Source organism: Bradyrhizobium ivorense (assembly GCF_900696085.1).
GTDB lineage: Bacteria > Pseudomonadota > Alphaproteobacteria > Rhizobiales > Xanthobacteraceae > Bradyrhizobium > Bradyrhizobium ivorense.
This window is the reverse complement of sequence record NZ_CAADFC020000009.1, coordinates 389,186-411,643: the sequence shown is the minus strand read 5'-3', so window position 1 is coordinate 411,643 and position 22,458 is coordinate 389,186. Positions and strand designations below refer to the sequence as shown.

The 22,458-nt window shown below is 64.7% G+C and carries 23 protein-coding genes; 8 read left to right on the top strand and 15 right to left on the bottom strand.

The window, feature by feature from the left end; translation table 11 throughout:
* Positions 1-217: 217 nt before the first annotated feature.
* A complete protein-coding gene (locus tag CI41S_RS14350) occupies positions 218-508 on the top strand; it encodes a putative quinol monooxygenase (protein WP_139859784.1) in 291 nt (96 codons plus the stop codon).
* A gap of 15 nt (positions 509-523) precedes the next feature.
* Here the strand turns inward: CI41S_RS14350 and CI41S_RS14345 are convergent, their stop codons facing one another.
* From CI41S_RS14345 to purC, 4 genes are read right to left on the bottom strand one after another with little or no spacing between them, the layout of a single operon-like run.
* Positions 524-1,483 carry a tripartite tricarboxylate transporter substrate-binding protein gene (locus CI41S_RS14345; protein WP_139859938.1) on the bottom strand — a complete coding sequence of 320 codons (960 nt, stop codon included), beginning with the start codon at positions 1,481-1,483 and terminating at the stop codon, positions 524-526.
* A 5-nt stretch (positions 1,484-1,488) separates the two neighbouring features.
* Positions 1,489-2,190 carry a phosphoribosylformylglycinamidine synthase subunit PurQ gene (purQ, locus tag CI41S_RS14340; RefSeq protein ID WP_139484623.1) on the bottom strand — a complete coding sequence of 234 codons (702 nt, stop codon included), beginning with the start codon at positions 2,188-2,190 and terminating at the stop codon, positions 1,489-1,491.
* A gap of 10 nt (positions 2,191-2,200) precedes the next feature.
* The gene (gene purS / locus CI41S_RS14335) at positions 2,201-2,440 is read right to left on the bottom strand and encodes a phosphoribosylformylglycinamidine synthase subunit PurS (protein WP_139484622.1); all 240 of its coding nucleotides are present in this window, start codon (positions 2,438-2,440) and stop codon (positions 2,201-2,203) included.
* A gap of 10 nt (positions 2,441-2,450) precedes the next feature.
* Complete coding sequence (purC, locus tag CI41S_RS14330) at positions 2,451-3,218, bottom strand: phosphoribosylaminoimidazolesuccinocarboxamide synthase (RefSeq protein ID WP_171708996.1); 768 nt, start codon at positions 3,216-3,218, stop codon at positions 2,451-2,453.
* A 346-nt stretch (positions 3,219-3,564) separates the two neighbouring features.
* On the opposite strand from purC, the gene CI41S_RS14325 reads away from it, so the two are divergent.
* Positions 3,565-3,888: a DUF1476 domain-containing protein gene (locus CI41S_RS14325; protein ID WP_139484621.1), complete on the top strand. Its 324-nt coding sequence runs from the start codon at positions 3,565-3,567 to the stop codon at positions 3,886-3,888.
* 412 nt (positions 3,889-4,300) lie between these two features.
* Here CI41S_RS14325 and CI41S_RS14320 read toward each other — a convergent pair whose 3' ends face one another.
* Positions 4,301-5,218 carry a LysR family transcriptional regulator gene (locus CI41S_RS14320; RefSeq protein ID WP_139484620.1) on the bottom strand — a complete coding sequence of 306 codons (918 nt, stop codon included), beginning with the start codon at positions 5,216-5,218 and terminating at the stop codon, positions 4,301-4,303.
* 130 nt (positions 5,219-5,348) lie between these two features.
* On the opposite strand from CI41S_RS14320, the gene CI41S_RS14315 reads away from it, so the two are divergent.
* Positions 5,349-6,176: an isocitrate lyase/PEP mutase family protein gene (locus CI41S_RS14315; protein ID WP_139859782.1), complete on the top strand. Its 828-nt coding sequence runs from the start codon at positions 5,349-5,351 to the stop codon at positions 6,174-6,176.
* Between the two features lie 258 nt (positions 6,177-6,434).
* Positions 6,435-7,127, top strand: coding sequence for a hypothetical protein (locus tag CI41S_RS14310; RefSeq protein WP_139859780.1), 693 nt, complete (start codon positions 6,435-6,437; stop codon positions 7,125-7,127).
* Between the two features lie 171 nt (positions 7,128-7,298).
* Here CI41S_RS14310 and cynS read toward each other — a convergent pair whose 3' ends face one another.
* From cynS to CI41S_RS14275, 7 genes are all read right to left on the bottom strand, one after another.
* Positions 7,299-7,787 carry a cyanase gene (gene cynS, locus CI41S_RS14305; protein ID WP_139859778.1) on the bottom strand — a complete coding sequence of 163 codons (489 nt, stop codon included), beginning with the start codon at positions 7,785-7,787 and terminating at the stop codon, positions 7,299-7,301.
* 18 nt (positions 7,788-7,805) lie between these two features.
* Entirely contained in the window at positions 7,806-8,717 is a 912-nt protein-coding gene (locus CI41S_RS14300; protein ID WP_139859776.1) for an ABC transporter ATP-binding protein, read from the bottom strand.
* Positions 8,718-8,913: 196 nt separating this feature from the next.
* Positions 8,914-9,747, bottom strand: coding sequence for a nitrate ABC transporter permease (ntrB, locus tag CI41S_RS14295; RefSeq protein WP_139859774.1), 834 nt, complete (start codon positions 9,745-9,747; stop codon positions 8,914-8,916).
* Positions 9,748-9,898: 151 nt separating this feature from the next.
* Positions 9,899-11,287, bottom strand: a complete 1,389-nt coding sequence (locus tag CI41S_RS14290) for a CmpA/NrtA family ABC transporter substrate-binding protein (protein ID WP_139859772.1) — start codon at positions 11,285-11,287, stop codon at positions 9,899-9,901.
* 106 nt (positions 11,288-11,393) lie between these two features.
* Positions 11,394-12,272, bottom strand: a complete 879-nt coding sequence (locus CI41S_RS14285; protein WP_139859770.1) for a sulfurtransferase — start codon at positions 12,270-12,272, stop codon at positions 11,394-11,396.
* 49 nt (positions 12,273-12,321) lie between these two features.
* Positions 12,322-13,437, bottom strand: a complete 1,116-nt coding sequence (locus CI41S_RS14280) for an acyl-CoA dehydrogenase family protein (protein WP_172628035.1) — start codon at positions 13,435-13,437, stop codon at positions 12,322-12,324.
* Between the two features lie 51 nt (positions 13,438-13,488).
* Positions 13,489-14,031 (bottom strand): OsmC family protein, encoded by a 543-nt coding sequence (locus tag CI41S_RS14275; protein ID WP_139484781.1) that lies wholly within the window; start codon positions 14,029-14,031, stop codon positions 13,489-13,491.
* 277 nt (positions 14,032-14,308) lie between these two features.
* Between CI41S_RS14275 and CI41S_RS14270 the strand changes: the two genes are divergently transcribed.
* Positions 14,309-14,971, top strand: coding sequence for a TetR/AcrR family transcriptional regulator (locus tag CI41S_RS14270; protein WP_139859766.1), 663 nt, complete (start codon positions 14,309-14,311; stop codon positions 14,969-14,971).
* A gap of 345 nt (positions 14,972-15,316) precedes the next feature.
* Here the strand turns inward: CI41S_RS14270 and CI41S_RS14265 are convergent, their stop codons facing one another.
* Both CI41S_RS14265 and CI41S_RS14260 read right to left on the bottom strand, forming a co-directional pair.
* Positions 15,317-16,045, bottom strand: coding sequence for an SDR family oxidoreductase (locus CI41S_RS14265; protein ID WP_139859764.1), 729 nt, complete (start codon positions 16,043-16,045; stop codon positions 15,317-15,319).
* A 288-nt stretch (positions 16,046-16,333) separates the two neighbouring features.
* Positions 16,334-17,533, bottom strand: coding sequence for a TrmJ/YjtD family RNA methyltransferase (locus tag CI41S_RS14260; protein WP_139859761.1), 1,200 nt, complete (start codon positions 17,531-17,533; stop codon positions 16,334-16,336).
* 338 nt (positions 17,534-17,871) lie between these two features.
* Between CI41S_RS14260 and CI41S_RS14255 the strand changes: the two genes are divergently transcribed.
* The 3 genes from CI41S_RS14255 (at position 17,872) to CI41S_RS14245 (ending at position 21,566) form a co-directional block, all read left to right on the top strand.
* Positions 17,872-19,575, top strand: coding sequence for an alpha/beta hydrolase family protein (locus tag CI41S_RS14255; RefSeq protein WP_244626511.1), 1,704 nt, complete (start codon positions 17,872-17,874; stop codon positions 19,573-19,575).
* A gap of 234 nt (positions 19,576-19,809) precedes the next feature.
* Positions 19,810-21,021 (top strand): NADP-dependent isocitrate dehydrogenase, encoded by a 1,212-nt coding sequence (locus tag CI41S_RS14250; protein ID WP_139484777.1) that lies wholly within the window; start codon positions 19,810-19,812, stop codon positions 21,019-21,021.
* A 35-nt stretch (positions 21,022-21,056) separates the two neighbouring features.
* Positions 21,057-21,566, top strand: a complete 510-nt coding sequence (locus tag CI41S_RS14245; protein ID WP_172628034.1) for a DUF3455 domain-containing protein — start codon at positions 21,057-21,059, stop codon at positions 21,564-21,566.
* A gap of 125 nt (positions 21,567-21,691) precedes the next feature.
* Here CI41S_RS14245 and CI41S_RS14240 read toward each other — a convergent pair whose 3' ends face one another.
* Positions 21,692-22,345: a hydrolase gene (locus CI41S_RS14240; protein ID WP_139859756.1), complete on the bottom strand. Its 654-nt coding sequence runs from the start codon at positions 22,343-22,345 to the stop codon at positions 21,692-21,694.
* Between the last annotated feature and the right edge of the window lie 113 nt (positions 22,346-22,458).

The following is a 22,458-nucleotide window of genomic DNA, read 5'->3' as shown; positions in this document are numbered from 1 at the left end:
CCTTGTAAAGACGGCAGCCGTCATACCGCTTTAGTTTCGGACGCGGCCCGACAGGTTCATGCTCCGCGCGTATCGACGCCGAACGAATTGCCGTTGCCACGTTGCCCGAGGACGCCGATCACCGGCTCGATCAAACCGGTGAAGCCGAGCGTGACGGCGGTTGACGCGTCCGCCGCGTGATGGTGCTCTCGCGCCGGCGGAATCTGCGAGGTGCCGGATGCAACTGTCCTTTTTCGCGCAGTTTCACGCCGCTCCCGGCAACGAAGCGACCGTCGAGGCGGCACTCCGCAAGGTCGCGGTCCCATCGCGCGCCGAGGCCGGCTGCAAGGCGTTTCACGTCTTCCGCGGCACCCGCGATCGAGCGACGTTCTTCATCCATTCGATATGGGCGGATGAAGCGGCGTTCGACTTGCACGCCACGCTCCCGCATACGGTCGAATTCCTCGCGACCATGAAGGAACTGGTCGACTGTCCGCCGGAGATGTGCCGCACCGAAATGATGCTTTGACGCGCGGCTCGCAGCCTACTTCTTGTCGTCCGCCAGCAGCGTGCGGTATTTCGCGACGTCGCGGGTCACGAGTTGCTGCAGCACCTCGGGCGCGAGCTCATTGGCGTCGGGTGCGACCGTGGAGAGATCGGCGAACCGCTTCTTCACCGCCTCGCTCGCGACCGCGCTGCGCGCCGCCGCATTCAGCTTGGCGATGATCTCGCCCGGCGTGCCCTTCGGGGCGAACAATCCGTTCCAGCCCTGCGCCTCGAACTCGGGCAGTCCGGCCTCGGCCGAGGTCGGCAGCTCCGGCAGCGACGCGAGCCGCACCGTCGAGCCGACCACCACCGCTTTCACCAGTTTGTCGTCGATCGCCTGCGACACCGAGGCCGCGGCATCGCAGACGCCGTCGATCTGGCCGCCGATCGCGTCGGTCAGCGCCGGAGCCGCGCCGCGATAGCCGACCAGCGTCACGTCGACGCCGGCGGCATGAACGAAACTCTTGCAGATCAGGTAATTCGAGGAGCCGACGCCGGCATGGCCGAGATTGATCTTGCCCGGATTCTTCTTGGCGTAGTCGATGAACTCTTTCAGGTCCTTGGCAGGAAAATCCTTGCGCAGCGCCACGATGCCGAAGGTCTTTGCGACCACCGCGATCGGCGCGAAGGAGTCCGGCGTGAACGCCAGCTTCGGATAGATCGTGTAGGTCGCGGCATTGGTGCCGGCATTACCGATCGCGATCGTATAACCGTCCGGCTCGGCACGCGCCGCCCGCGTCAGCGCGGTCGAGCCGCCGGCGCCGGCGACATTCTCGATGATGATGCTCTGGCCGAGCGCGACACCCATCTGGTCGGCCACCGCGCGCGCGATCACGTCGGAGGTGCCGCCCGCCGCGAACGGCACGATCATGGTGATGGGACGTTTCGGGAAATCCTGGGCCTGCGCAGCGGTCGCAAGCAAGAGCGCCGCAACCGCGGCAACACACCGCCCCAGCATGATGCTCACGCCGCCTTTTCGAGATGCTGGGCCAGCCCCGCGAACAGGCCGCGGCCGTCGGTGCAGCCCATGATCTCTTCGACGTGGTTTTCGGGATGCGGCATCATGCCGAGCACGTTGCCGCGCTCGTTGACGATGCCGGCGATCGAATTCGCGGCACCGTTGAAGTTGGAGGCTTCGTCGACCACGCCTTCCGGCGAGCAGTAGCGGTACAGCACCCGCCCCTCGCCTTCGAGCCGCTTCAGCGTCTCCTCGTCCGCCTCGTAATTGCCCTCGCCATGGGCGACCGGCACGCGGATCACCTGGCCGGCATTGTAGCCGCGGGTGAACGGCGTGTCGGAGCGCTCGATCTTCATGTGCACGTCGCGGCAGACGAACTTCAGCTGCGCGTTGCGCATCAGCACGCCCGGCAGCAGCCCGGACTCGCAGAGGATCTGAAAGCCGTTGCAGACGCCGAGCACGAGCCCGCCCTTGGCGGCGAAGTCGCGCACTGCGTCCATCACGGGGGCGCGTGCCGCGATCGCGCCACAGCGCAGATAGTCGCCGTAGGAAAAGCCGCCGGGCACCACCACAAGGTCGGTGCCCGCCGGCAGCGCGGTGTCGGCGTGCCAGACCATCGCGGCGTCGTTACCTGACGCCAGCTTGAGCGCGCGCGCCATGTCGCGCTCGCGGTTGATGCCGGGGAAGACGAGGACGGCTGATTTCATGCGATGCGGCCTAGAGCAGTTCGACCCGATAGTTCTCGATCACGGTGTTGGCGAGCAGCTTGTCGGCCGCGGCCTTCAGCGCGGCTTCCGCCTTGGCCTTGTCGGTGGCGGCGAGCTCGATGTCGAACACCTTGCCCTGGCGGACGCTGGCGACGCCATCGACGCCGAGCGATTTCAGCGCACCCTCAATCGCCTTGCCCTGCGGATCGAGGATGCCGGTCTTCAACGTCACAGTCACACGTGCCTTCACGCCTCGCCCCTTAGCTTTTCACCAGCACCGGGCCGGTGCCGGCCGGCCGCTCGTTTTCCATCAAAATGCCGAGCCGCTTTGCGACCTCGGTATAGGCCTCCAGCAGGCCGCCGAGATCGCGGCGGAAGCGGTCCTTGTCGAGCTTCTCGTTCGACTTGATGTCCCACAGGCGGCAGCTATCCGGCGAGATCTCGTCGGCGACGATGATCCGCATCATCTCGTTCTCGAACAGCCGGCCGCACTCCATCTTGAAGTCGACCAAACGGATGCCGATGCCGAGGAAGAGGCCGGTGAGGAAGTCGTTGACGCGGATGGCGAGCGCCATGATGTCGTCGATCTCCTGCGGCGTGGCCCAGCCGAAGGCGGTGATGTGCTCTTCCGACACCATCGGGTCGTTGAGCTGGTCGTTCTTGTAATAAAATTCGATGATCGAGCGCGGCAGCTGGGTGCCCTCCTCGATCCCGAGCCGCTGCGACAGCGAGCCGGCGGCGACGTTGCGCACCACCACCTCGAGCGGCACGATCTCGACCTCGCGAATCAGCTGCTCGCGCATGTTGAGGCGGCGGATGAAGTGGGTCGGCACCCCGATGTCGTTGAGGTGCTGAAACAGGTACTCCGAAATCCGGTTGTTGAGGACACCCTTGCCCTCGATCACCTGGTGTTTCTTGGCATTGAACGCGGTCGCGTCGTCCTTGAAGTGCTGGATCAGGGTTCCCGGCTCCGGGCCTTCATAAAGCACCTTGGCCTTGCCTTCATAAATACGGCGTCGACGGCTCATTGGGATGTACCGTGTTTTGTTGAAATCCATTGATTTGGGTGCTCCGATGGCTTGGGGTTACGACCCACGACGGAGCTGCCGCGGAGGCCTGGAACCTGGGCATTCCAACTGGAAACAGAACAAGAACCACGCCTGACGGCAACCTATCCGATTGGCCCATCCAGCACAATCAGTACCGGCCGCTCGAACCCACTTATACCGCTCTATCGTCAAGGGCCGAATCCGCCTGTTTTGGCTGCGGCTTAACGGCTCGTTGTCCTGTCATTTCCTCCTGCTTATCTAGGCAGGGATCGGGGCCGCCGCAACGGACGCCGCGACCCACAATGTCACCAGGGGAACTTCGACTATGAGCGAATTCAATAAACGCGAGGAAGGTTTCGAGAAGAAGTTCGCCCTCGATGAGGAACAGAAGTTCAAGGCCGAAGCCCGCCGCAACAAGCTGCTCGGCCTTTGGGCCGCCGAAAAGCTCGGCATCTCCGGCGACGCCGCCAACGCCTACGCCAAGGAAGTGGTGGCCGCCGATTTCGAGGAGGCCGGCGACGGCGACGTGCTGAAGAAGGTGCTGACCGATCTCACCGCCAAGGGCGAGGCCGTCACCGAGCGCGACATCCGCGCCAAGATGGACGAGCTGCTGGCGGTGGCCGCGGCTCAGGTGAAGGCCGGGGCGTGAAGGCAGGAGCGTGAAGGCGGACGTGTAACTCCGCGCAACAGCTGTATCGAATTCGACCGGGCGCGCCGGACACCGTTCCGGCGCGCTGCGTTTGTATGCCGCGCATTGGGGAAACCGGCGGCGCGAGCGCGGTTCAGCTCCGAGCATTCTGCAGCCGCCCCGATAAGCTGCAATAAACACTATCCCCGTCATCCTGAGGTGCGAGCCTCTTCGGCGAGCCTCGAAGGATGAATCGGCCCGGCTAGTGGCCGTCGATCCTTCGAGGCTCGCAAGAGCTCGCACCTCCAGCGACAAACGCGGAGTGTTTGCGCGGGGATGACGGAACTGATAGCAAGCTCTGTTTGCCATCCAGCCTTGGCTGATACCGCGGCGCCCGCTGCTCGATAAACGCCTCGAGCCTTCCTTGATCTCGTCAACGCGCCCGTGATTTCGGCCCGCCATATGCGGTGCGGATCATCTCCAGCAGCAGCCGCGATGCCGCGCTCAAGAAGCCGCCGCGTCGCGTTACCGTCACGACGTCGTGGCTCGCGGTCAGGTTGCCGACGCGAATGGTTGCGATCCGTGACGCGCCCATTTCCTCGGCGGCGTTGCTTTGCGACAGCAGCGCGATGCCGAGCCCGGCCTCGACCAGGCGCTTTTGCGCCGTGAGGCTGTCGACCGGGGTCCAGTCGACCTCGCCGAGGCCGTGGGTCAGGAACAGCGCGAAGACGTGCGCGGCCGTGATCTCGCGGCGGCCCGGCACCACCGGAAAGGCGATCCAGCGCTCGTCCCGGAGATCGGCCAGTCGCGCGACCCGCCGCCCGGCCAGCCGATGCTGCCGCGCGCACACAACCTGCAGCGGTTCGGAAAACAGCTGCCCGCAATCAAGGTCGCGCGACCGATCGCGGTCGTAACGCAGGCCGATCGTGGCCTCGCCGCGCCGGACCAGGTCGCTGACCTCGGCGCTGGTCGCGGTGCGCAGCGTCAGATCGACCTCGGGATGCCGCTTCGCAAAGCGCTTCAAGACCCTGGAGAGCCGCTCGCCGGCCAGCGTGCCGGTCACCGCAAGCGCGACCGGGCCGGATTTGTCGCGCGACAGCGCCCGCACCGCGTTCTCGGCATCCTGCGCTGCCGCCACCGCGCGCTCGGCATAGGGCACCATCACCCGCCCCGCGTCGCTGAGCCTCGTCTTGCCGGCGATCCGCTCGAACAGCGGCACGCCGAGCTCCTGCTCCAGCAGCGCGATGCGCCGCGAGATCGCCGGCTGCGAGCGATGCAGTGCCTTTGCCGCGTTCGAGATGCCGCCGCGGCGGTGCACGACCAGGAAGGTGTTGAGCGCGTCGCTGTCCATCGACAACCTCATGCAGAAAACTGATGTGATCCAGAGAAATAACAAATTTGGCTGATGGGCGAAACAGCCCTAGCTTGCGGCCAGTCGATCGCGAGACCAGTTCGCGATGTTCAAGACAACAGGAGCTGACATGCGCACCCAGGCGGACAAGGCGGCACGGTTTCGCGACCTGCATCAGCGCAGCGGCGCCTTCATCATCCCGAATCCGTGGGACGCCGGCACGGCAAAAATCCTCGCGGCGATGGGCTTTGAAGCGCTGGCGACCACGAGTCTCGGTGTTGCGAACACGCTCGGCCAGTCCCGCATCAGCCTCTCGGCCATCATCGAGAACTGCCGGCAGATCGCCGAGGCCACCGATCTGCCTGTCAATGCCGACCTCGAAAACTGCGGCGCCGACATGCCCAAGCTCGCGGCCGAGGCGATCCGCTTCGCTGCGGAGGCCGGCGCAGTCGGCGGCTCGATCGAGGACTCGACCGGCGATCCGCAGCGACCAATCTACGATTTCTCGCTTGCGGTGGAGCGGGTGCAGGCGGCGGTCGAGGCGGCGCGGGCCCTGCCCTTCCCGTTCACGCTGACGGCGCGGGCGGAGAATTTTCTGTGGGGACGCAAGGACCTCGACGACACCATCCGGCGGCTGCAGGCCTTCGAGGCCGCCGGCGCCGACGTGTTGTATTCGCCCGGCCTCTACGACCTCGAGACCATCCGCACCGTGGTGGCGTCGGTGAACAAGCCGTTCAACCTCGTGATGGGCTTCGCCGATCCGACGCTGACACTCGAACAGCTCGCGGCCGCCGGCGTCAAACGCATCAGCGTCGGGGGCGCGATGCAGCGCCACGCGCTTGCGGCGTTTTTGCGCTGCGCCCGCGAGATGAAGGACAACGGCGCGTTCAGCTTCGTCCGCGACATGGCGCCGGTGAAGGAGGTGCGCGAAGCGTTCGCTGCCGCCAAGGGCGAATAGGGAGGGGCGAATGGCGAGGTGCCAATAGAATGAATCCATTCGCCATTCGCTACTCGCCATTCGCCATTCGCCCTCACTTCCCAATCCGCGCATCCGGAATGCTCAATCGGCGCAATCCAGGCAGAAACGCACATTCTCCCTTAGGGCGTGTGAACGGATTCACACAACCTTAAGCGATTCCCAAGCTAGAAGCCCGTCCCGGGTACGGTCGAACGATCGCCGTTCGATCAATTGCGCCCGATGCATGGGAGATAAAAAATGCCTGATACGCTTCCGCCGTTTCCGACGATCGACAGTTTGTCATGGGCACCGCCGGCGCAGACCGCGCCGACAGAGGCCGCGCGCATCGATAACGTCAGCCTGAACATCTACGCAGATGCGGACAATGCCAACTACCAGAATTGGGTTTCGGACGTTCCGAGGGGATCGGGCAACCCCCGCCTCAACAATTGGTGGTCAGGCCAGGCGCCGAGGTCGCCGCGGCGGCTCGTCCTGAGCCACTACTGGAGACTGGTGCCGGGCACCTTCACGCACCTGTCCCCGGGCAGCCATCTGAGACAGAGCTGGCAATATACCAACGGCATCTCGACGACCGATTCGCAGTCGATTACCGCGCAGGTCGGGATCAAGGCGGACGGCATCAGTGCCGGATTGAGCGCCACCTTTGGCAAGTCGGTCACGGTGAGCAGTCAAACATCGACGACCACCGAATACTCCGTCGATCCTCCCGCGGCGGGAACCCGCGTCTGGATGCTCTGGGACCTCATGTACGAGTTGTCGGTGGTCGACCAGAACACCGGGACAGTCATCCCGGCGGGCACCTACCGCGGCGACGTCGAATTTGCCGGCGATAAACATTACTCAGGTGCTTACCTGAATTACCCCTGGACCCACCTCGTCATTTCCTCGGGCAATCTCGTGTCCCAGGACAAGGTCTTTCCGGCCGCGTGATCCGAACGCCGATCGCTGCGCCATCAGCCGTGGAAGGCCGCGCCGGCAATCGGCGCGGCCGAGCGGAAGCGAGGGTGTGGCGCGCGCTCTGGACCGCGAAAGCGAATAGGGAGTGGCGAATAGCGAATGGAAAGAAGCTATTCGCTACCTCACTATTGGCCATTCGCGTTCTCAGCCTTCCTTGAACCCGTATTCCGGCACGTTGCCGCTGGCGCCGTAATATTTGTACGGCAGGAACTTGCCCGACATCGTGATCTTGACGCGATCGCCCTTCGGGTTGGCGACGCGCTCGATTCCCATGTCGAAGTCGATCGCCGACATGATGCCGTCGCCGAATTCCTCTTCGATCAGCGCCTTCCAGGCCGGGCCGTTGACCATCACCATTTCGTAGAAGCGGTAGATCAGGGGATCGGTCGGCGGCATCGGCGTGCCGGTGCCGCGCATCGGCACCTCGTTGAGCATCGCGATTTCCGCCTTCGACAGTCCGAACAGCTCGCCGGCATTGGCCGCTTGCGGTTTTGTCAATTTCATCTGGCCGAGGATCGCGCCGGTGATCAGCACCTCCGAATAGCCGCCGATCTTTTCGCAGATGTATTTCCAGCTCCAACCCTTCTCGCGCTTGATGTCGAGCAGCTTTTCGGTGAGGTCTTCGCGTTTCATGGGGTTCCTCCTTTGGCTTCAGCGCGCAGCGCTCTGCGCGGGATTGGGTTCGACGACGCGCGGCGGCGCCACGATGGTGGGCTCGCCGACGCCGGGCCGCACCGTCGGCACGCGGCGCGGATCGTGATGGATCACCTCAGTGGCAAAGCTCTTGCTCCGGCTGACCAGGAAGTCGACGATATGGTTGCGCAGCGCATAGTAATAGGGGTGGCGGTGCAGATCGATGCGGCCGCGGTCCTTGGGCAGCGGATTTTCGACGATCTCGGCCAGCACCGCGCCGGGGCCGTTGGTCATCAGAAAGATCCTGTCGGCGAGGAAGATCGCCTCATCCACGTCATGGGTGATCATGAAGGTGGTCTGCCCGGTCTCCAGGCAAATGCGCCGGACCTCGTCCTGCAAGGTGCCGCGGGTGAGCGCATCCAGCGCCGAGAACGGCTCGTCCATCAGCATGATCTTCGGCGTGATCGACAGCGCGCGTGCGATGCCGACCCGCTGCTTCATGCCACCCGACAGTTCCGACGGATGCTTGTGTTCGGCGCCGGTGAGGCCGACCAGATCGATGAACTTCTGCGCATGCGCCCTCACCCGCGCACGATCCCAGCGCCGCCATTTCGAGCTCACGGCATAGGCGACATTGCCGAGCACGGTGCGCCACGGCAGCAGTGCATGGCTCTGGAAGATCACGGCGCGGTCGAGGCTGGTGCCCTCGATGGCCTCGCCGTCGACGATCACCGTACCCTCGCTCGGCTCGTCGAGGCCGGCGAGGATGTTGAGTACCGTGGTCTTGCCGCAGCCGGAATGACCGATGATGCAGCCGAACTCGCCGCGCGCCATCGCGAGCCACAGGTTCTCGAACACCGTGGTGGTGCCGCCGCTCGCCGCCGGATAGCGCCGCGCGATGCCTTCGATCGAGATGAACTTGTCGGTCATCCGCGATAGCTCCGCGAACGAGCTGCGCTCCCTCGCCTCGCTCTTCGCGCGGAGAGGGTTGGGGTGAGGGGCTTTCTCCGCTTGGACGGTGAGAGACGAACTCGCGGAGAACCCCCCTCACCCGATCGCTTCGCGATCGACCTCTCCCCGCAAGCGGGGCGAGGTGAAGATACGGCGATATTTGTGAACAACATCATCATTCCGGAAACGTCACCATGCGCGTGAAACGCGCCAGCACCTGGTCGAGCAGCATGCCGACGATACCGATCAGGAGGATCGCGATGATCACATTGGTGATCGAGAGATTGTTCCACTCGTTCCAGACGAAGTAGCCGATGCCGGTGCCGCCGACCAGCATCTCGGCGGCAACGATCACGAGCCAGGCGATCCCGATCGAGATCCGCATGCCGGTGAGGATGGTCGGCGCCGCGGCCGGCAGGATCACGGTGAAGGCGCGCCTGACGGTGCCGACCTCGAGCGTGCGCGCCACGTTGATCCACTCCTTGCGCACGCTGGCGACGCCGAACGCGGTGTTGAGCAGCATCGGCCACACCGAGCAGATGAAGATGACGAAGATTGCCGAGATGGAGGAATCCTTGATGGTGTAGAGCGCAAGCGGCATCCAGGCCAGCGGCGAGATCGGCTTCAGCACCTGGATGAACGGATCGAGCGCCCTGCTGATCAGCGGCGACATCCCGATCAGAAAGCCGAGCGGGATCGCGACGATCACCGCGATCAGGTAGCCGAGCCCGACGCGGCCGACCGAATAAGCGAGCTGAATGCCGAGCCCCTTGTCGTTCGGCCCGTTGTCGTAGAACGGCCGCTGCAGATGCTCCCACAGTTTGGCGCCGACATCCAAAGGCCCCGGCATCGCCGACTTGCCCTGCGTCGCAGTCAACCCCATGAGCTTGGCATACTCGGGACTCATGGTGGCGGCCGCGCCGGTGCTGCGGGTTGCGAGATGCCAGACGCCGAGGAAGGCAGTGAGCAGCACGAGCGAGACGATCGCGGCGCGCAGGCGGAGGGTCATCGCGCGAGCTCCCTCCCCGCGTCGTCCCGGCGAAAGCCGGGACCCATACGCCGCGCCCACGCAATCGGGCACGCGGGGAGACGCCATGCGCAATTGCCGACAGCCGTGGTTATGGGTCCCGGCCTTCGCCGGGACGACGGCGAGAATTCCCTCACGACGACTTCCTGATCTTGAAGCCGGCGAGATAATCGTCGGGCTTCTCCGGATCGAACGTCTTGCCCATCACCGCGAACGACTTGTAGCTCGCAGCCGGCGGCGTAAGCCCCATCTCGGCCATCACCTTCCTGGTGTCGGTGGCGAGATACACCTGCTCGGCGACGGCCTTGTAGTCGACGTCGCCCTTGATCTGGCCCCAGCGCTTCATCTGCGTCAGCATCCACACCGCAAAGGACTGCCAGGGGAACGGATCGAAATCGACCCGCTTCGGATCGGTCTTCACGCCGCCGAGCCCGTCGGCATAGGTGCCGGTCAGGACCTGCTCCAGCACCGTGACCGGCGCGTTGATGTAGTTGGCCGGCGCGATCGCCTCCGCGATCTGCTTGCGGTTCTCGGCCTTCGCCGCATAGGAGGTCGCGTCGACGATCGCACGGGTCAGCGCCGCGAAGGAATTCGGTGCCGTGGTGATGAACTCGCGGCTCGCGGCAAAGCTGCAGCAGGGATGGCCGTCCCAGATCTCCTTCGACAGAATGTGCAGGAAGCCGACGCCGTCATAGATCGCGCGCTGGCAGATGTTGTCGGGTGCGAGGAAGCCGTCGATGTTGTCGGCGCGCAGGTTAGCGACCATCTCCGGCGGCGGCACCGAGCGGAGCTGCACGTCGACATCAGGATCGAGCCCGTGCTCGGCGAGATAATAGCGCAACAGATAATTGTGCATGGAATAGTCGAACGGAATGGCGAACTTCATGCCCTTCCAGTCCTTCGGGTCGCGCTTGTCCTTGTGCTTGATCGCCAGCGTGATGCCCTGGCCGTTGATGTTCTCGATCGCCGGCACCGTGAACGGGATCGCGTTGGCGCCAAGGCCGAGCGAGATCGCGATCGGCATCGGCGCCAGCATGTGGGCGGCGTCGTATTCCTTGTTGATGGTCTTGTCGCGGATCACGGCCCAGCCGGCGGTCTTCACGACGTCGACGTTGAGCCCCTGCTTGGCATAGAAGCCGAGCGGCGCCGCCATGATGATCGGGGTGGCGCAGGTGATCGGAATGAAGCCGACCTTGAGATCCTTCTTCTCCGGCGGACCGGCGTCGGCAAACGCTTCGGTAGCTAGTTTCAGCGGAAAGAATTGCGACAGCGCAGCGAGCGCGGTCGCCGCTCCCACGGATTTCAGGAAGGCGCGGCGCGCGGCATCCTGCGGAAACACCGCGCGCATCACCGCCGAGGCGACGACGCCCTCGTAGCGCTTCTCTTCGCTCACCGCGACCGGTTCGCAGCGCAGCGCGTGCTCGGCGTGCTCGTGCTCGGCAATGGAGCGATGCCGGCCGCACACGCAAGTCGATCGGGTGAGTTCGCGGTCGGCGTCGAACGGATCGTCGAAGGTAGACATGCTGCGCCCCATTGTCGCACCGAAGCGCTCAGGACATCGCGCGTCGGTCAAATTTTCACCGCCCAGCTGCGTTTTGCGCCGCTGGACGGTGACCAACATGCACGTTCTATGCCGCTTTGCCTGTTACGACGGCAGTCGTCGGCAGCCCCTCGTCAATCGGCAGCGACGGGTCGCGCGACCATTCGTTCCAGGAGCCGAAATACATCCGCACGTCCTTCACACCGGCGTTCTTCAGCGCCAGGAAAGTGTTCGAGGCGCGCGCGCCCTTGAAGCAGTAGAGATAGACTGGCGTGGTCTGCGAGATGCCGACGGTGGCGCATTCCGCCAATATCTCATCCTTCGACTTGAAGCGCGGGCCTTCCGCGGTCGGCTTCATCATGCGGTACCATTCCAGCCACACGGCACCCGGGATGCGGCCCTTGCGCGGGCAGAAATCCTTGCCGTAGGGCGAGGAGCTTTCGCCGATCCACTCGTCGACGTCGCGCACGTCGAGGATTGCGACCCCGGGCTTGTCGAGCGCCGCCAGCATCGCCTTGGCGTCGATCATGATGTCGCCGGCCTCCGGCACGATCGTGAACGCGGCCTTGATCGGCACCGCGACGTCGGTGGTGACGGGAAGGTCGGTGGCCTTCCAGGCGTCAAAGCCGCCATGCAGCACCTTGACCTTGGGATAGCCGAGCATCGTCAGCAAGTAATAGCCGCGGCAGGACTGGCCGAAGCCCGAGTTCATCGACTGCTCGTAGATCACGGCGGTCTCCTTGCCCGAAAGACCGGCGGCGCCGAACGCGTCGGCGAACTTTGTCTTGAGCTCGTGCATGCCCTCGGGCGTCGAGGTCGCCAGATAGGTGAAGATGTCATGCACGTTGACCGCGCCGGGCAGGTGTCCCGCCGCATAGGCATCCGGATTCCGCGTGTCGATGATGACACACGGCTCTTTGGTGACGAGCTCGGCTAGTTCGCCGGCGGTGATCAGAACTTCCGTCATGGCTCTCTCCTGTGCGTGGTTGCAGTCTTGGTGGTCCCGGACTCTCCCCTCACCCGTCCGCCAGCATCTTGCGCAGCTGCTTGGTGGCGGGGGTGACGATGGCGACGAAATAGGCCTCGCGCAGCCGGCGCTGGGCGCGGTGGCTTTTGAGGTAGCCGCGTGCGCCACAATGCAGCATCGCCGCATGCGCGACCGCGACGCTGGCGTCGCCGATGCGCAGCCGCAGCGCCACGACGCGGCGCCAGTAGCTGTCGTCGGCATTGTAGGGATCGCACGCCAGCGCCATCGACTCCTTCTCGAACTCGGCGTAGAGCTCGCGGAACTGGGTCGGCTGCTGCGGCAGATAGCGGTTGACGTGGCCGAGCGGCGCATGGACCTCGTCCATGATGTTGATGCAGTCCTTCATCAGGCCGAGGCCCATGCCAACCTGCAGCAGGATGAAGCCGGCGCGGATCTTCTTTACGAAGGGCGCGGCCGGCTCGGCCAGGATCAGATCATCCGGCACGAACACGTCGCGGAACTGGATGCCATAGGTCCCGGTGCCGTCCATCGCCAGGAACGGCTTGCACGGCGTCAGGGTAATGGCGGGATCGGAGCAGTCGGCGAGAAACATCACCGTATCGCCGGGCTCGCCGTCCTCGCGCTCGAAAATCGTCCCGAAGTAATGGCCGGGGCCGAGATTCGACACCCAGGGCAGCGCGCCGCGGACGATATAGCCGCCGTCGACCTTGCGGCCTTTCAGCTTGAGCCGCTCGATGCCGAAAAAGCTCTTCATCGGGTTGGACAGCCCGGTGCCGCCGAGCACGCGGCCGCTGGAAAAGCAGTTGCCGAAGCGCGACGCGAGCTTCACGTTGGTGGAGTTGGCGGCGTACCAGACCAGCGTGTTCTGGCACCACGCCATGAACGCGGTGGCGCCACAGACCTCGCCGATCGCGGCCATCGCCTGGATGGCCCAGCGCAGGTCGGCCGGTCCTTCCTGCGGCACGTGGCTGCTCCACGCCCCGACCTCACCGATCCGGCGCAGGAATGCGGCGGGATAGACTTCGCCGGCATCGATCGCGTTTGCGAGCGGTGCCAGCTCCTGCCGGGCGAGGCGCGCGACCTCGTCCGTGATGGTCGGTGCGGGATCCTGAGCTGCGACCCGCGATAAAGCCAATGAACCCATCGATCGTCTCCGCACCTTCCGTGATTGCCTGCAGTGATGGCCTGGCCCGAGCTACGCACTGACCTCGAGATTGACCGGACGGGTGAAGGTGTTGGCGACCGGCGACCATTTCTTCACATGCGCCACCAGCGCGTTGATTTCGTCCTGCGAGACGCCCTCGCACTCCATGTCGACCTTGACGCGGACGTCGGTGAAGCCGACCGGCTTCTCGCTGACGTCACCGGTGCCCCACACCGCGGTGATATTGAGATCGCCCTCGAGCTCGAGCTCCAGCTTGTTGACGATCCAGCCGCGATGCACGGCGTTGGCGTGCAGGCCGACCGCAAGGCAGGAGCCGAGCGCGGCGAGCGAGGCTTCCGACGGATTGGGCGCGGTGTCGTCGCCGAGCAGGCCCGGCGGCTCATCGACGATGTAGGGCGCGAGGTTGCGGATGTAGTTGGCGTGGCGGAACTTGCCCTCGGCCACCGTCTTGCACTTCAAGGTCTTGATCACCTTCGGGTTGGCCTTGCCGTTGGCAATGAGCTGCTCGAGCCCGCCTCTGTCGATCGGCGCGAGGCAGCCGGTCAGTGCGGTTTTTTGAGCGACAGCAGTCATCAGTTTTCTCCCTGGAACGGTGGATTGGGTCAGGATACCGAACGGTCTGTTTCCTGCATAAGCCGTGCCAGAGTGGAGCCAAATCAAAAGCCGAAGCCGCGCAGGCGGTTAGACTGTCGTGCCCATCGATTGACCAGCGCGCCACTGCTCAAAGGCGATGCATCTGCCGCGAGCGCGCGATTATTTTGAGCGCAGGACCGCTCGCATGGGTGGGCGCATGACCGGCCCGTGAAGATGCGGCTTGATGATTTTGCCGCGGTTCGATTTACTGCCGCCCATGAGCAAATCGCCTGCGAAGAAAAAACCTGCCGCGGCGTTCGCCCCCGGCGACGATGAATCCGCACGCGGGCGCCTGTTGAGCGCGGCCACGCATCTGTTCTGCAAGAACGGCATCAACGCCACCGGCATCGATGCGATCATCGACGAGGCCGGCACCGCCAAGACCACGCTCTACAAGCTGTTCGGCTCGAAAACCAACCTCGTGCACGCGGTGCTGGAGAGCGAAGGCAGGCAGTGGCGCGAATGGTTCATCGGCGCGATCGAGGCCGGCGGCGGCGATCCGCAGACCAAGCTGGCGCGGATTTTTCCGGCGCTGAAGAGCTGGTTCGCCGAGGAGCGGTTCTACGGCTGTCCCTTCATCAACGCGGTCGCCGAGCACGACAAGGACGCAAAGCAGTTCCGCAATATCGCGCTGAAGCACAAGAAGGTGGTGCTGGCGCATATCGAGAAGCTGGCAACCGAGATGGGCGCCGCGGAGCCCGCGGTGCTCGCGCACCAACTGGCGTTGTTGATCGACGGCGCAATCGTCGCCGCGATGGTGTCGTGTGATCCCGGCGTTGCCGATACGGCGGGGCTTGCCGCGAGCAACCTGTTCGCGCCGGCGAAGGCGAAGAAGACGAAGCGCACGGGCAGCGCGGCGGAGCAGCTGGTCGCGGTCTAGTCCTTCGGCGCCATGCGCTTCTTCAGGGTGACGGGTTGGTTCGCTTAACTTGCTCGGTGTCATCACCCGCGGATGCGGGTGATCCAGTATTCCAGAGACCGTAGTGCTTGAACCGAGAGGCCGCGGCGTACTGGATCGCCCGGTCAAGCCGGGCGATGACAGCGGTGAGTGAGGACAAAGCCTCACGTCCTCTCAGGCTGACGCACCAGGGCACTATCCGCGTCATTGCGAGCGCAAGCGAAGCAATCCATCGGGCGGATACGCGGAACCATGGATTGCTTCGTCGCTTCAGCGCAAAATTGCTTCGCAATTTTTGTCGCTAACGCTCCTCGCAATGACGATCCCCTACAAATCGAAATTGGTCGGCAGCATCACGACGTCGCGGATGGTCATGCCGCGCGGCCGGGTCAGCATGAACAGCACGACCTCGGCGACGTCGGCGGCCTCGAGCAGGCTGCCCTGCTCCCGCGCTTGCTGCAGCTTCTCCGCCGGCCAGTCGGCGAGCAGCGCGGTGACGACGGGTCCAGGCGAGATCGAGCCGACGCGAATGCCGTGCCTGAACACCTGGCGGCGCACGGTCTGGACGAAACAGTTGATCGCCCATTTCGACGCGGCATAGACCGGCTCCCACGGCGTCGGGAAATGCGCGGCAAGCGAGCTGGTGACGATGATGTCGCCAGAGCCGCGCTCGATCATGTGCGGCAGCACGTCGTGGACGTTCTTCATCACGACGTTGACGTTCAGATTCAGCATCCGGTCGATCGCCGCGCTGTCGGCGTCGATCAGGTCGCCGCCGACATAGCTCCCGGCATTGGCATGAAAAATGTCGAGCCGGCCCGCCTGCTCCAGGATTTTTGGCAGCAGCGTCGCGCAGTCGGCGGGATCGAGCAGGTCGATCACCAGCGGCAGCACCGCCTCGCCATGCTTGTTGCGCAGCGCCTGCAGCGCGGCCGCATCGCGATCGACCATCACGACGCGCGCACCTGCGGCCAGCATCGCCTCGCTGCTCGCCAGCCCGATGCCCGACGCCGCCCCGGTCACCGCTGCGACCCTGCCTTCCAGTTCCCTCGCCATCGGATTTTCACCTCGTTCGGATCACATGCCGCAGCGTGCGGCAAAACAATCCGACGGGCAACGAGCTGGTCTCGGCGGAGATCCACGCGCCAAGGTCCATCACCGTCATCCCCGCGCAAAGGCTTCGCCTTTGTCGCTGGAGGTGCGAGCCTCTTCGGCGAGCCTCGAAGGATGAATCGGCCCGGCTGGTGGCCGTCGATCCTTCGAGGCTCGCCGAAGAGGCTCGCACCTCAGGATGACGGGTCTGACAGCTACGCGTCGCACGAGAAAACTCCCGCCATCGTAAGCTCACCGCCCTTGCTTGAGCCCCGCCTCCAACCGCACCAGCTCGCCGTCGAGATCGCGCTCGACGTCGGCCACCGCGATGTCGACCACCCGATAGTCCCGGGCCTCGAGCCAGGCGCGGCGCTTGGCGCGGTCGATGGCGATGGCTTCGCTCTCGCCGCGGTTGACCAGCTCGATCGCGATGCGGTGCACGAAGGAGACGAAGTCGGGGATGTGGCGACCGACCGGGGTCTGGCGCTTGAACAAGCCGGCGAAGCGGCGGTCTTTTGTCAAAGCCTGCCACAGCATTCGCTCGGCATCGGTCGGGTTGCGGCGGAGCAGCCGGGCGAGGCCGCGGACGGTCGAGCTGCTGTCGGCGGTGGCGCCGCCGTGGCCCTGCTCGGCGAGCAGCGCGCGCAGCCGCGTCGCCTGGGCGCCGTCGAGCACGCCGCCCTTCGCCGGTCCCTTGCGGCCCTCGGCGATCGCCATCACCACGCCGTGCAGCGTGTGCATGTCCTGCTTGGTCGGGTCCATCCGGGTGAAGATGTTGCGCAGGTTCACCAGCATGGTGTCGCGCTTCTCGGCCGGACGCAGGAACTCGACCTTGTCGAGCTCGGCGACCAGGTTATCGAAGAACGCCTGCATCTGGTGCTGGGAGGCCGGCTCGGACCGCTCGGGCATCGCAAACGGCAGCGCGCCTGATGTCGACAGCTTGAACCACTCATACCCCATCAGCAGCACCGCCTGCGCCAGATTGAGCGAGGCGAAGCCGGGGTTGACCGGGAAGGTGATGATGCGGTTGGCAAGCGCGACCTCCTCGTTGGTCAGGCCGGCGCGTTCCCGCCCGAACAGGATGCCGGCGCCGCCGCCGGATGCGACATGGCCGACGATCTCGCCGGCCGCCGCCTCCGGTCCGACCACCGGCTTGGCCTGGTCGTGGGCGCGGGCCGTGGTCGCGAACACCAGTGTCAGATCGGCGATCGCCTGCTCGACGGTGTCGAACAGCTCGACGGAACCGATGATGTGGTCGGCGCCGGCCGCGGCACGCTGCGCCGCGATGTTGGGCCAGCCGTCGCGCGGGTTGACGATGCGCATCCGCGTCAGCGCAAAATTGCCCATCGCGCGCGCGGCCATGCCGATGTTCTCGCCAAGCTGCGGCTCGACCAGGATGACGACGGGACCGGCAAGGTCGTGCCCTGCCTTGGTCTTGTCGGTGCCGGACATCTCACTTCACCTTCTGATTCAACATCTGAAGATTTTGAATCAGCTTCCGAGGAGACTGATTCAAGATCTCATGCGGGGCATCGGCCGCAGCCCTGCGCCGGCCCTGGCCAAATCCGATTTCTCCAAGGAGATAACAGGGTTAGCGGCGCTTGCGAATCCTCAGCCGGAATCACAATGGTGCAAGGCGGGGACTGCGCTTTGCGCGCGCTTCAGCCACGGATAGGCTATCAACCACAACCAAAGCGAAGCTGTAAAGCCGGGCTTCAGGCGCCGGTTTAACGGCCGAAGCAGCAGAAACGGCACGGGGAACGACAATGCGGGGCAGATGGACGCTGGCGATGTTGGGCGTGGTTCTGATCGTGGCCGGCGGGCTGCTCGCCTACCTCACCCAGACCGCCGGCGGCATCCGGATCGAGGACATCAGGTTCAAGGGCGCCAAGGGCAACACCATGAGCGCCCTGCTCTACATCCCGCCGAATGCCACGCCGCAGATCCCGGTGCCCGGCATCCTCGCGGTCCACGGCTACATCAATTCGCGCGAGACCCAGGACGGCTTTGCCATCGAGTTCGCCCGCCGCGGCTATGTCGTGCTGGCGCTCGACCAGACCGGCCACGGCTACAGCGACCCGCCGTCGTTCGCCAACGGGTTTGGCGGCCCTGACGGCCTCGCCTATCTGCGCAGCCTCGAGATCGTCGACAAGGAGAACATCGGCCTCGAAGGCCATTCGATGGGCGGCTGGACCGTGCTGGCGGCGGCGGCTGCCATGCCCAACGACTACAAGTCGGTGGTGCTGGAGGGCTCCTCGACCGGAAAGCCGTTCGCCGCCGACGGCACCACGAGCTGGCCGCGCAACACCGCTTTGGTGTTCGCGCAGTACGAGGAATTCTCCACCCTGATGTGGGGCGTCGACCTCGCCCGCGACGTGACAAAAAGCCAAAAGCTCTGGGCGCTGTTCGGCACCCAAGGGCCGGTCGAGCCCGGCAAGGTCTATGGCGATCCGGCTGTCGGCACCGCGCGGGTGCTGTACACGCCGGCGATGACCCACCCTGCCGAGCACATCTCGTCGGAGGCGATCGGCTTTGCGCTGGACTGGTTCGCCACCACGCTGAAGGGCGGCACGCCGCGCCCGGTCGATGACCAGATCTGGTTCCGCAAGGAGATCGGCACCTTGATCGCGCTGCTCGGCTTCGTGGCGCTGGTGATCGGCACCTTCGACGGGCTGCTGGAGGCGGCGATGTTCTCCCGACTGCGGCTGCCGGCGATCGACGACGGCACCATGCCGCCGCACCAGGCCGCGAGCGGCCGGCGCTGGACCGCGGCCTTTATCCTGACCGCCTTCATTCCGGCGCTGACCTATTACCCGGCCTTTGCGCTGGGCGGCACCGTCGTGACTCCGAGCAAATTGCTGCCGCAGGGCATCACCAACCAGATCCTGGTCTGGGCCATCATCAACGGCCTGATCACGCTCGCCTTGATGTGGCTCGCTCCGAAGCGCGCCAGCCGGTCCGGCCTGGTCGGGCAGTCGATCGCGATCGCGCTGGCCTCGGTTGCGGTCGGCTATGCCGCGCTGTGGCTCGCCGACCTCGCCTTCAAGATCGACTTCAGGTTCTGGATCATCGCGCTGAAGTTGATGAGCGCGAAGCAATTCCTCATCTTCCTGATCTATCTGATTCCGTTCACGGCGTTTTTCGTCGTGGCGCTGCACCTGCTGCACCGGAATTTCTCGACCATGGACGCCCCGCGCGGGGCGCTCTACCTCACCAACATCTTCGCCCTGACGCTCGGCTTCATCGTGTTGCTGGTGCTGCAATACGGCACGCTGTGGCTGACCGGAAAGCTGTTCAACCCGGTCCCCGACCCCGGCTTCGTGCCGCTGTCGACCATTGTCGCGATCCAGTTCGTGCCGCTGCTGGCGATCGTGGCCGTGATCGCCACCTTCACCTGGCGGCGGACCGGATCGAGCCTGCCCGGCGCCCTGATCTCCGGCCTGTTCGTGACCTGGTACATCGTGGCCGGCACGGCCACTCAGGTGCTTTTTTAGAAGGGTTTTCAAGCGAAGCGGGCACCGGACTTGATCCGGGGTGGGCACCGGTTCGCGTGAAGAAAACCCGTCCAGAAAGCGGACCGAGAGCCGCCGTCAGATGGCGGTTCTCGGCTAAAAGATGGGCTTAAAGTGCATACCCCGTCCGCTTCCGCCCGCCCCCGGGCGGTGCTATAGCGCGGGGGAATCCACTTCCCGCCGTCAGTGCGCTATTCCCAAGAGGGCCTCTCCGTCATGGCAAAAATCAAGGTGTCCAACCCCGTCGTCGAACTCGATGGCGACGAGATGACCCGGATCATCTGGCAGTACATCAAGGACAAGCTGATCAACCCGTTCCTGGATGTCGAGCTGCTGTATTTCGATCTGGGGATGGAATACCGCGACGAAACCAATGACCAGGTGACCATCGACGCCGCCGAAGCCATCAAGAAGGTCGGCGTCGGCGTGAAGTGCGCCACCATCACCCCGGACGAGGCCCGGGTGAAGGAATTCGGCCTCAAGCAGATGTGGAAGTCGCCGAACGGCACCATCCGCAACATCCTCGGCGGCGTGATCTTCCGCGAGCCGATCATCTGCAAGAACGTGCCGCGGCTGGTTCCCGGCTGGACCAAGCCGATCATCATCGGCCGCCACGCCTATGGCGACCAGTACCGCGCCACCGACATCAAGTTCCCGGGCAAGGGCACGCTGTCGCTGAAGTTCGTCGGCGAGGACGGCACCGTGATCGAGCGCGAAGTGTTCAAGGCGCCCGGCGCCGGCGTCGCGATGGAGATGTACAATCTCGACGACTCCATCATCGACTTCGCCCGCGCCTCGCTCAACTACGGCCTGCTGCGCAACTATCCGGTGTACCTGTCGACCAAGAACACGATCCTCAAGGTCTATGACGGCCGCTTCAAGGACATCTTCCAGGACATCTACGACCGCGAGTTCAAGAAGGAATTCGAGGCCAAGGGCCTGACCTACGAGCACCGCCTGATCGACGACATGGTGGCCTCGGCGCTGAAATGGTCCGGCGGCTATGTCTGGGCCTGCAAGAACTACGACGGCGACGTGCAGTCCGACACCGTGGCCCAGGGCTACGGCTCGCTCGGCCTGATGACCTCGGTGCTGCTGACCCCGGACGGCAAGACGGTGGAAGCCGAAGCCGCCCACGGCACCGTGACCCGCCACTACCGCGAGCACCAGAAGGGCAAGGAGACCTCGACCAACTCGATCGCCTCGATCTTCGCCTGGACCCGAGGCCTCGCCCACCGCGCCAAGCTCGACAACAACGAGGCGCTGGCGAAGTTCGCCACCACGCTGGAGAAGGTCTGCGTCGCGACCGTCGAGGAAGGCTACATGACCAAGGATCTCGCGCTCCTGGTCGGCGCCGACCAGCGCTGGCTCTCGACCACCGGATTCCTCGACAAGGTCTCCGACAACCTCGTGAAGGCGATGGCCTGACGCCGTCGTCACGGAACAGAGCAGCGGGCGTGACCATGACCCTTCTCAGGAGCGTCACGCTCGCAGCGCTGTTGCTGACCGGGTCGGCGGCGCTGGCCGCCGATCCACTGCCCGACGCCATCGCGGCACCGGGCGAGACCGTGGTCCTCACCCTCCACGCCGTGGGCGCCCAGGTCTATGAGTGCAAGCCGGTCACCGACGGCAAGCTCGCCTGGTCGTTTCGCGAGCCGGTCGCCACCCTGATCGAGGGCGGCCGCACCATCGGCCGGCACTATGCCGGGCCGAACTGGGAGCATGTCGACGGCAGCGCCGTCACCGGGCGCACCGCCGGCACCGCACCCGGCGCCACCGCCGCCGATATCCCCTGGCTGAAGCTTACAGTGATCTCCCACCGCGGCGAGGGCGTGCTGTCCGCTGTGACCACCGTGCAGCGCATCAACACCTCGGGCGGCCAGCTCGACGGCTCCTGCGACAAGCCCGGCGCGCTGACGGGCGCGCCCTATGCGGCGGATTACGTCTTCCTGCGCAAGGGCGACGGACACTAGAGCATGATCCGGAAAAGTGCGAAGCGGTTTTCCGAAAAGATCATGCTCAAACAAAGAGCTAAAGCGCGATGATGATTCGATCCAATCTCATCGCGCTTTAGTGGTTCTCGTCACCCCCGGTTAGATCAGCGTGCGGTGCTCGACACCGGTGTATTGAGCAGTTGCTGCTCCCACAGGAAGGCGATGCCGCTGCCGGCGGCATGCTGCACAAGCAGCTCCGAAAGCTCAGCGGCATGCTCTGTCCGGGCCCAGTCGCGCTGCCACTCCGAAGCCACTGCCAGCCAGGTCATCATGTTCGCGCCGGCCGCGATCATGCGCTGGATGGCGACCTCGTGGGCCTCGACCGAAGTGCCGCCGGACGCATCGGTGACAACCGTCACATCCCAACCTTCGCCGAGCGCCTGGATGGTCGGCATCGCAACGCAAATTTCGGTCCATAGGCCGGCGATGATGAGCTGCTTGCGGCCGGTGGCCTTGACCGCGTCGACCACCTTTCGATCTTGCCAGGTGTTGATGAACGTCCGGTCGATCACCTCCTGACCGGGGAAGACATCGGTGATCTGGGGGAAGATGAGACCGCCGCGATCGGCGATCACGCTCGTCAAGATGGTGGGAACACCGAAAGCCTTCGCGGCCTTCGCCAGCGCTGTCGAATTGTTGACCACCATGTGCGGATCGTGGCTGTTCAGATTCGCAAGCTGGTAAGGCTGGTGGTCGATCAGAACGAGCACCGAATCTTCAGGGCGAAGAAGCGAAGCAAGCCCATTACGAAAGCTCATGAACATATCCTCTCTTGTGGTGAGACATGCGCCGGCTGCGGCGCCGTGCCCAGACACTTGTCATTCCTGTTTCTGATACGATAGGCCCCAATTCTGGCGAGCTGTGTCGCAAA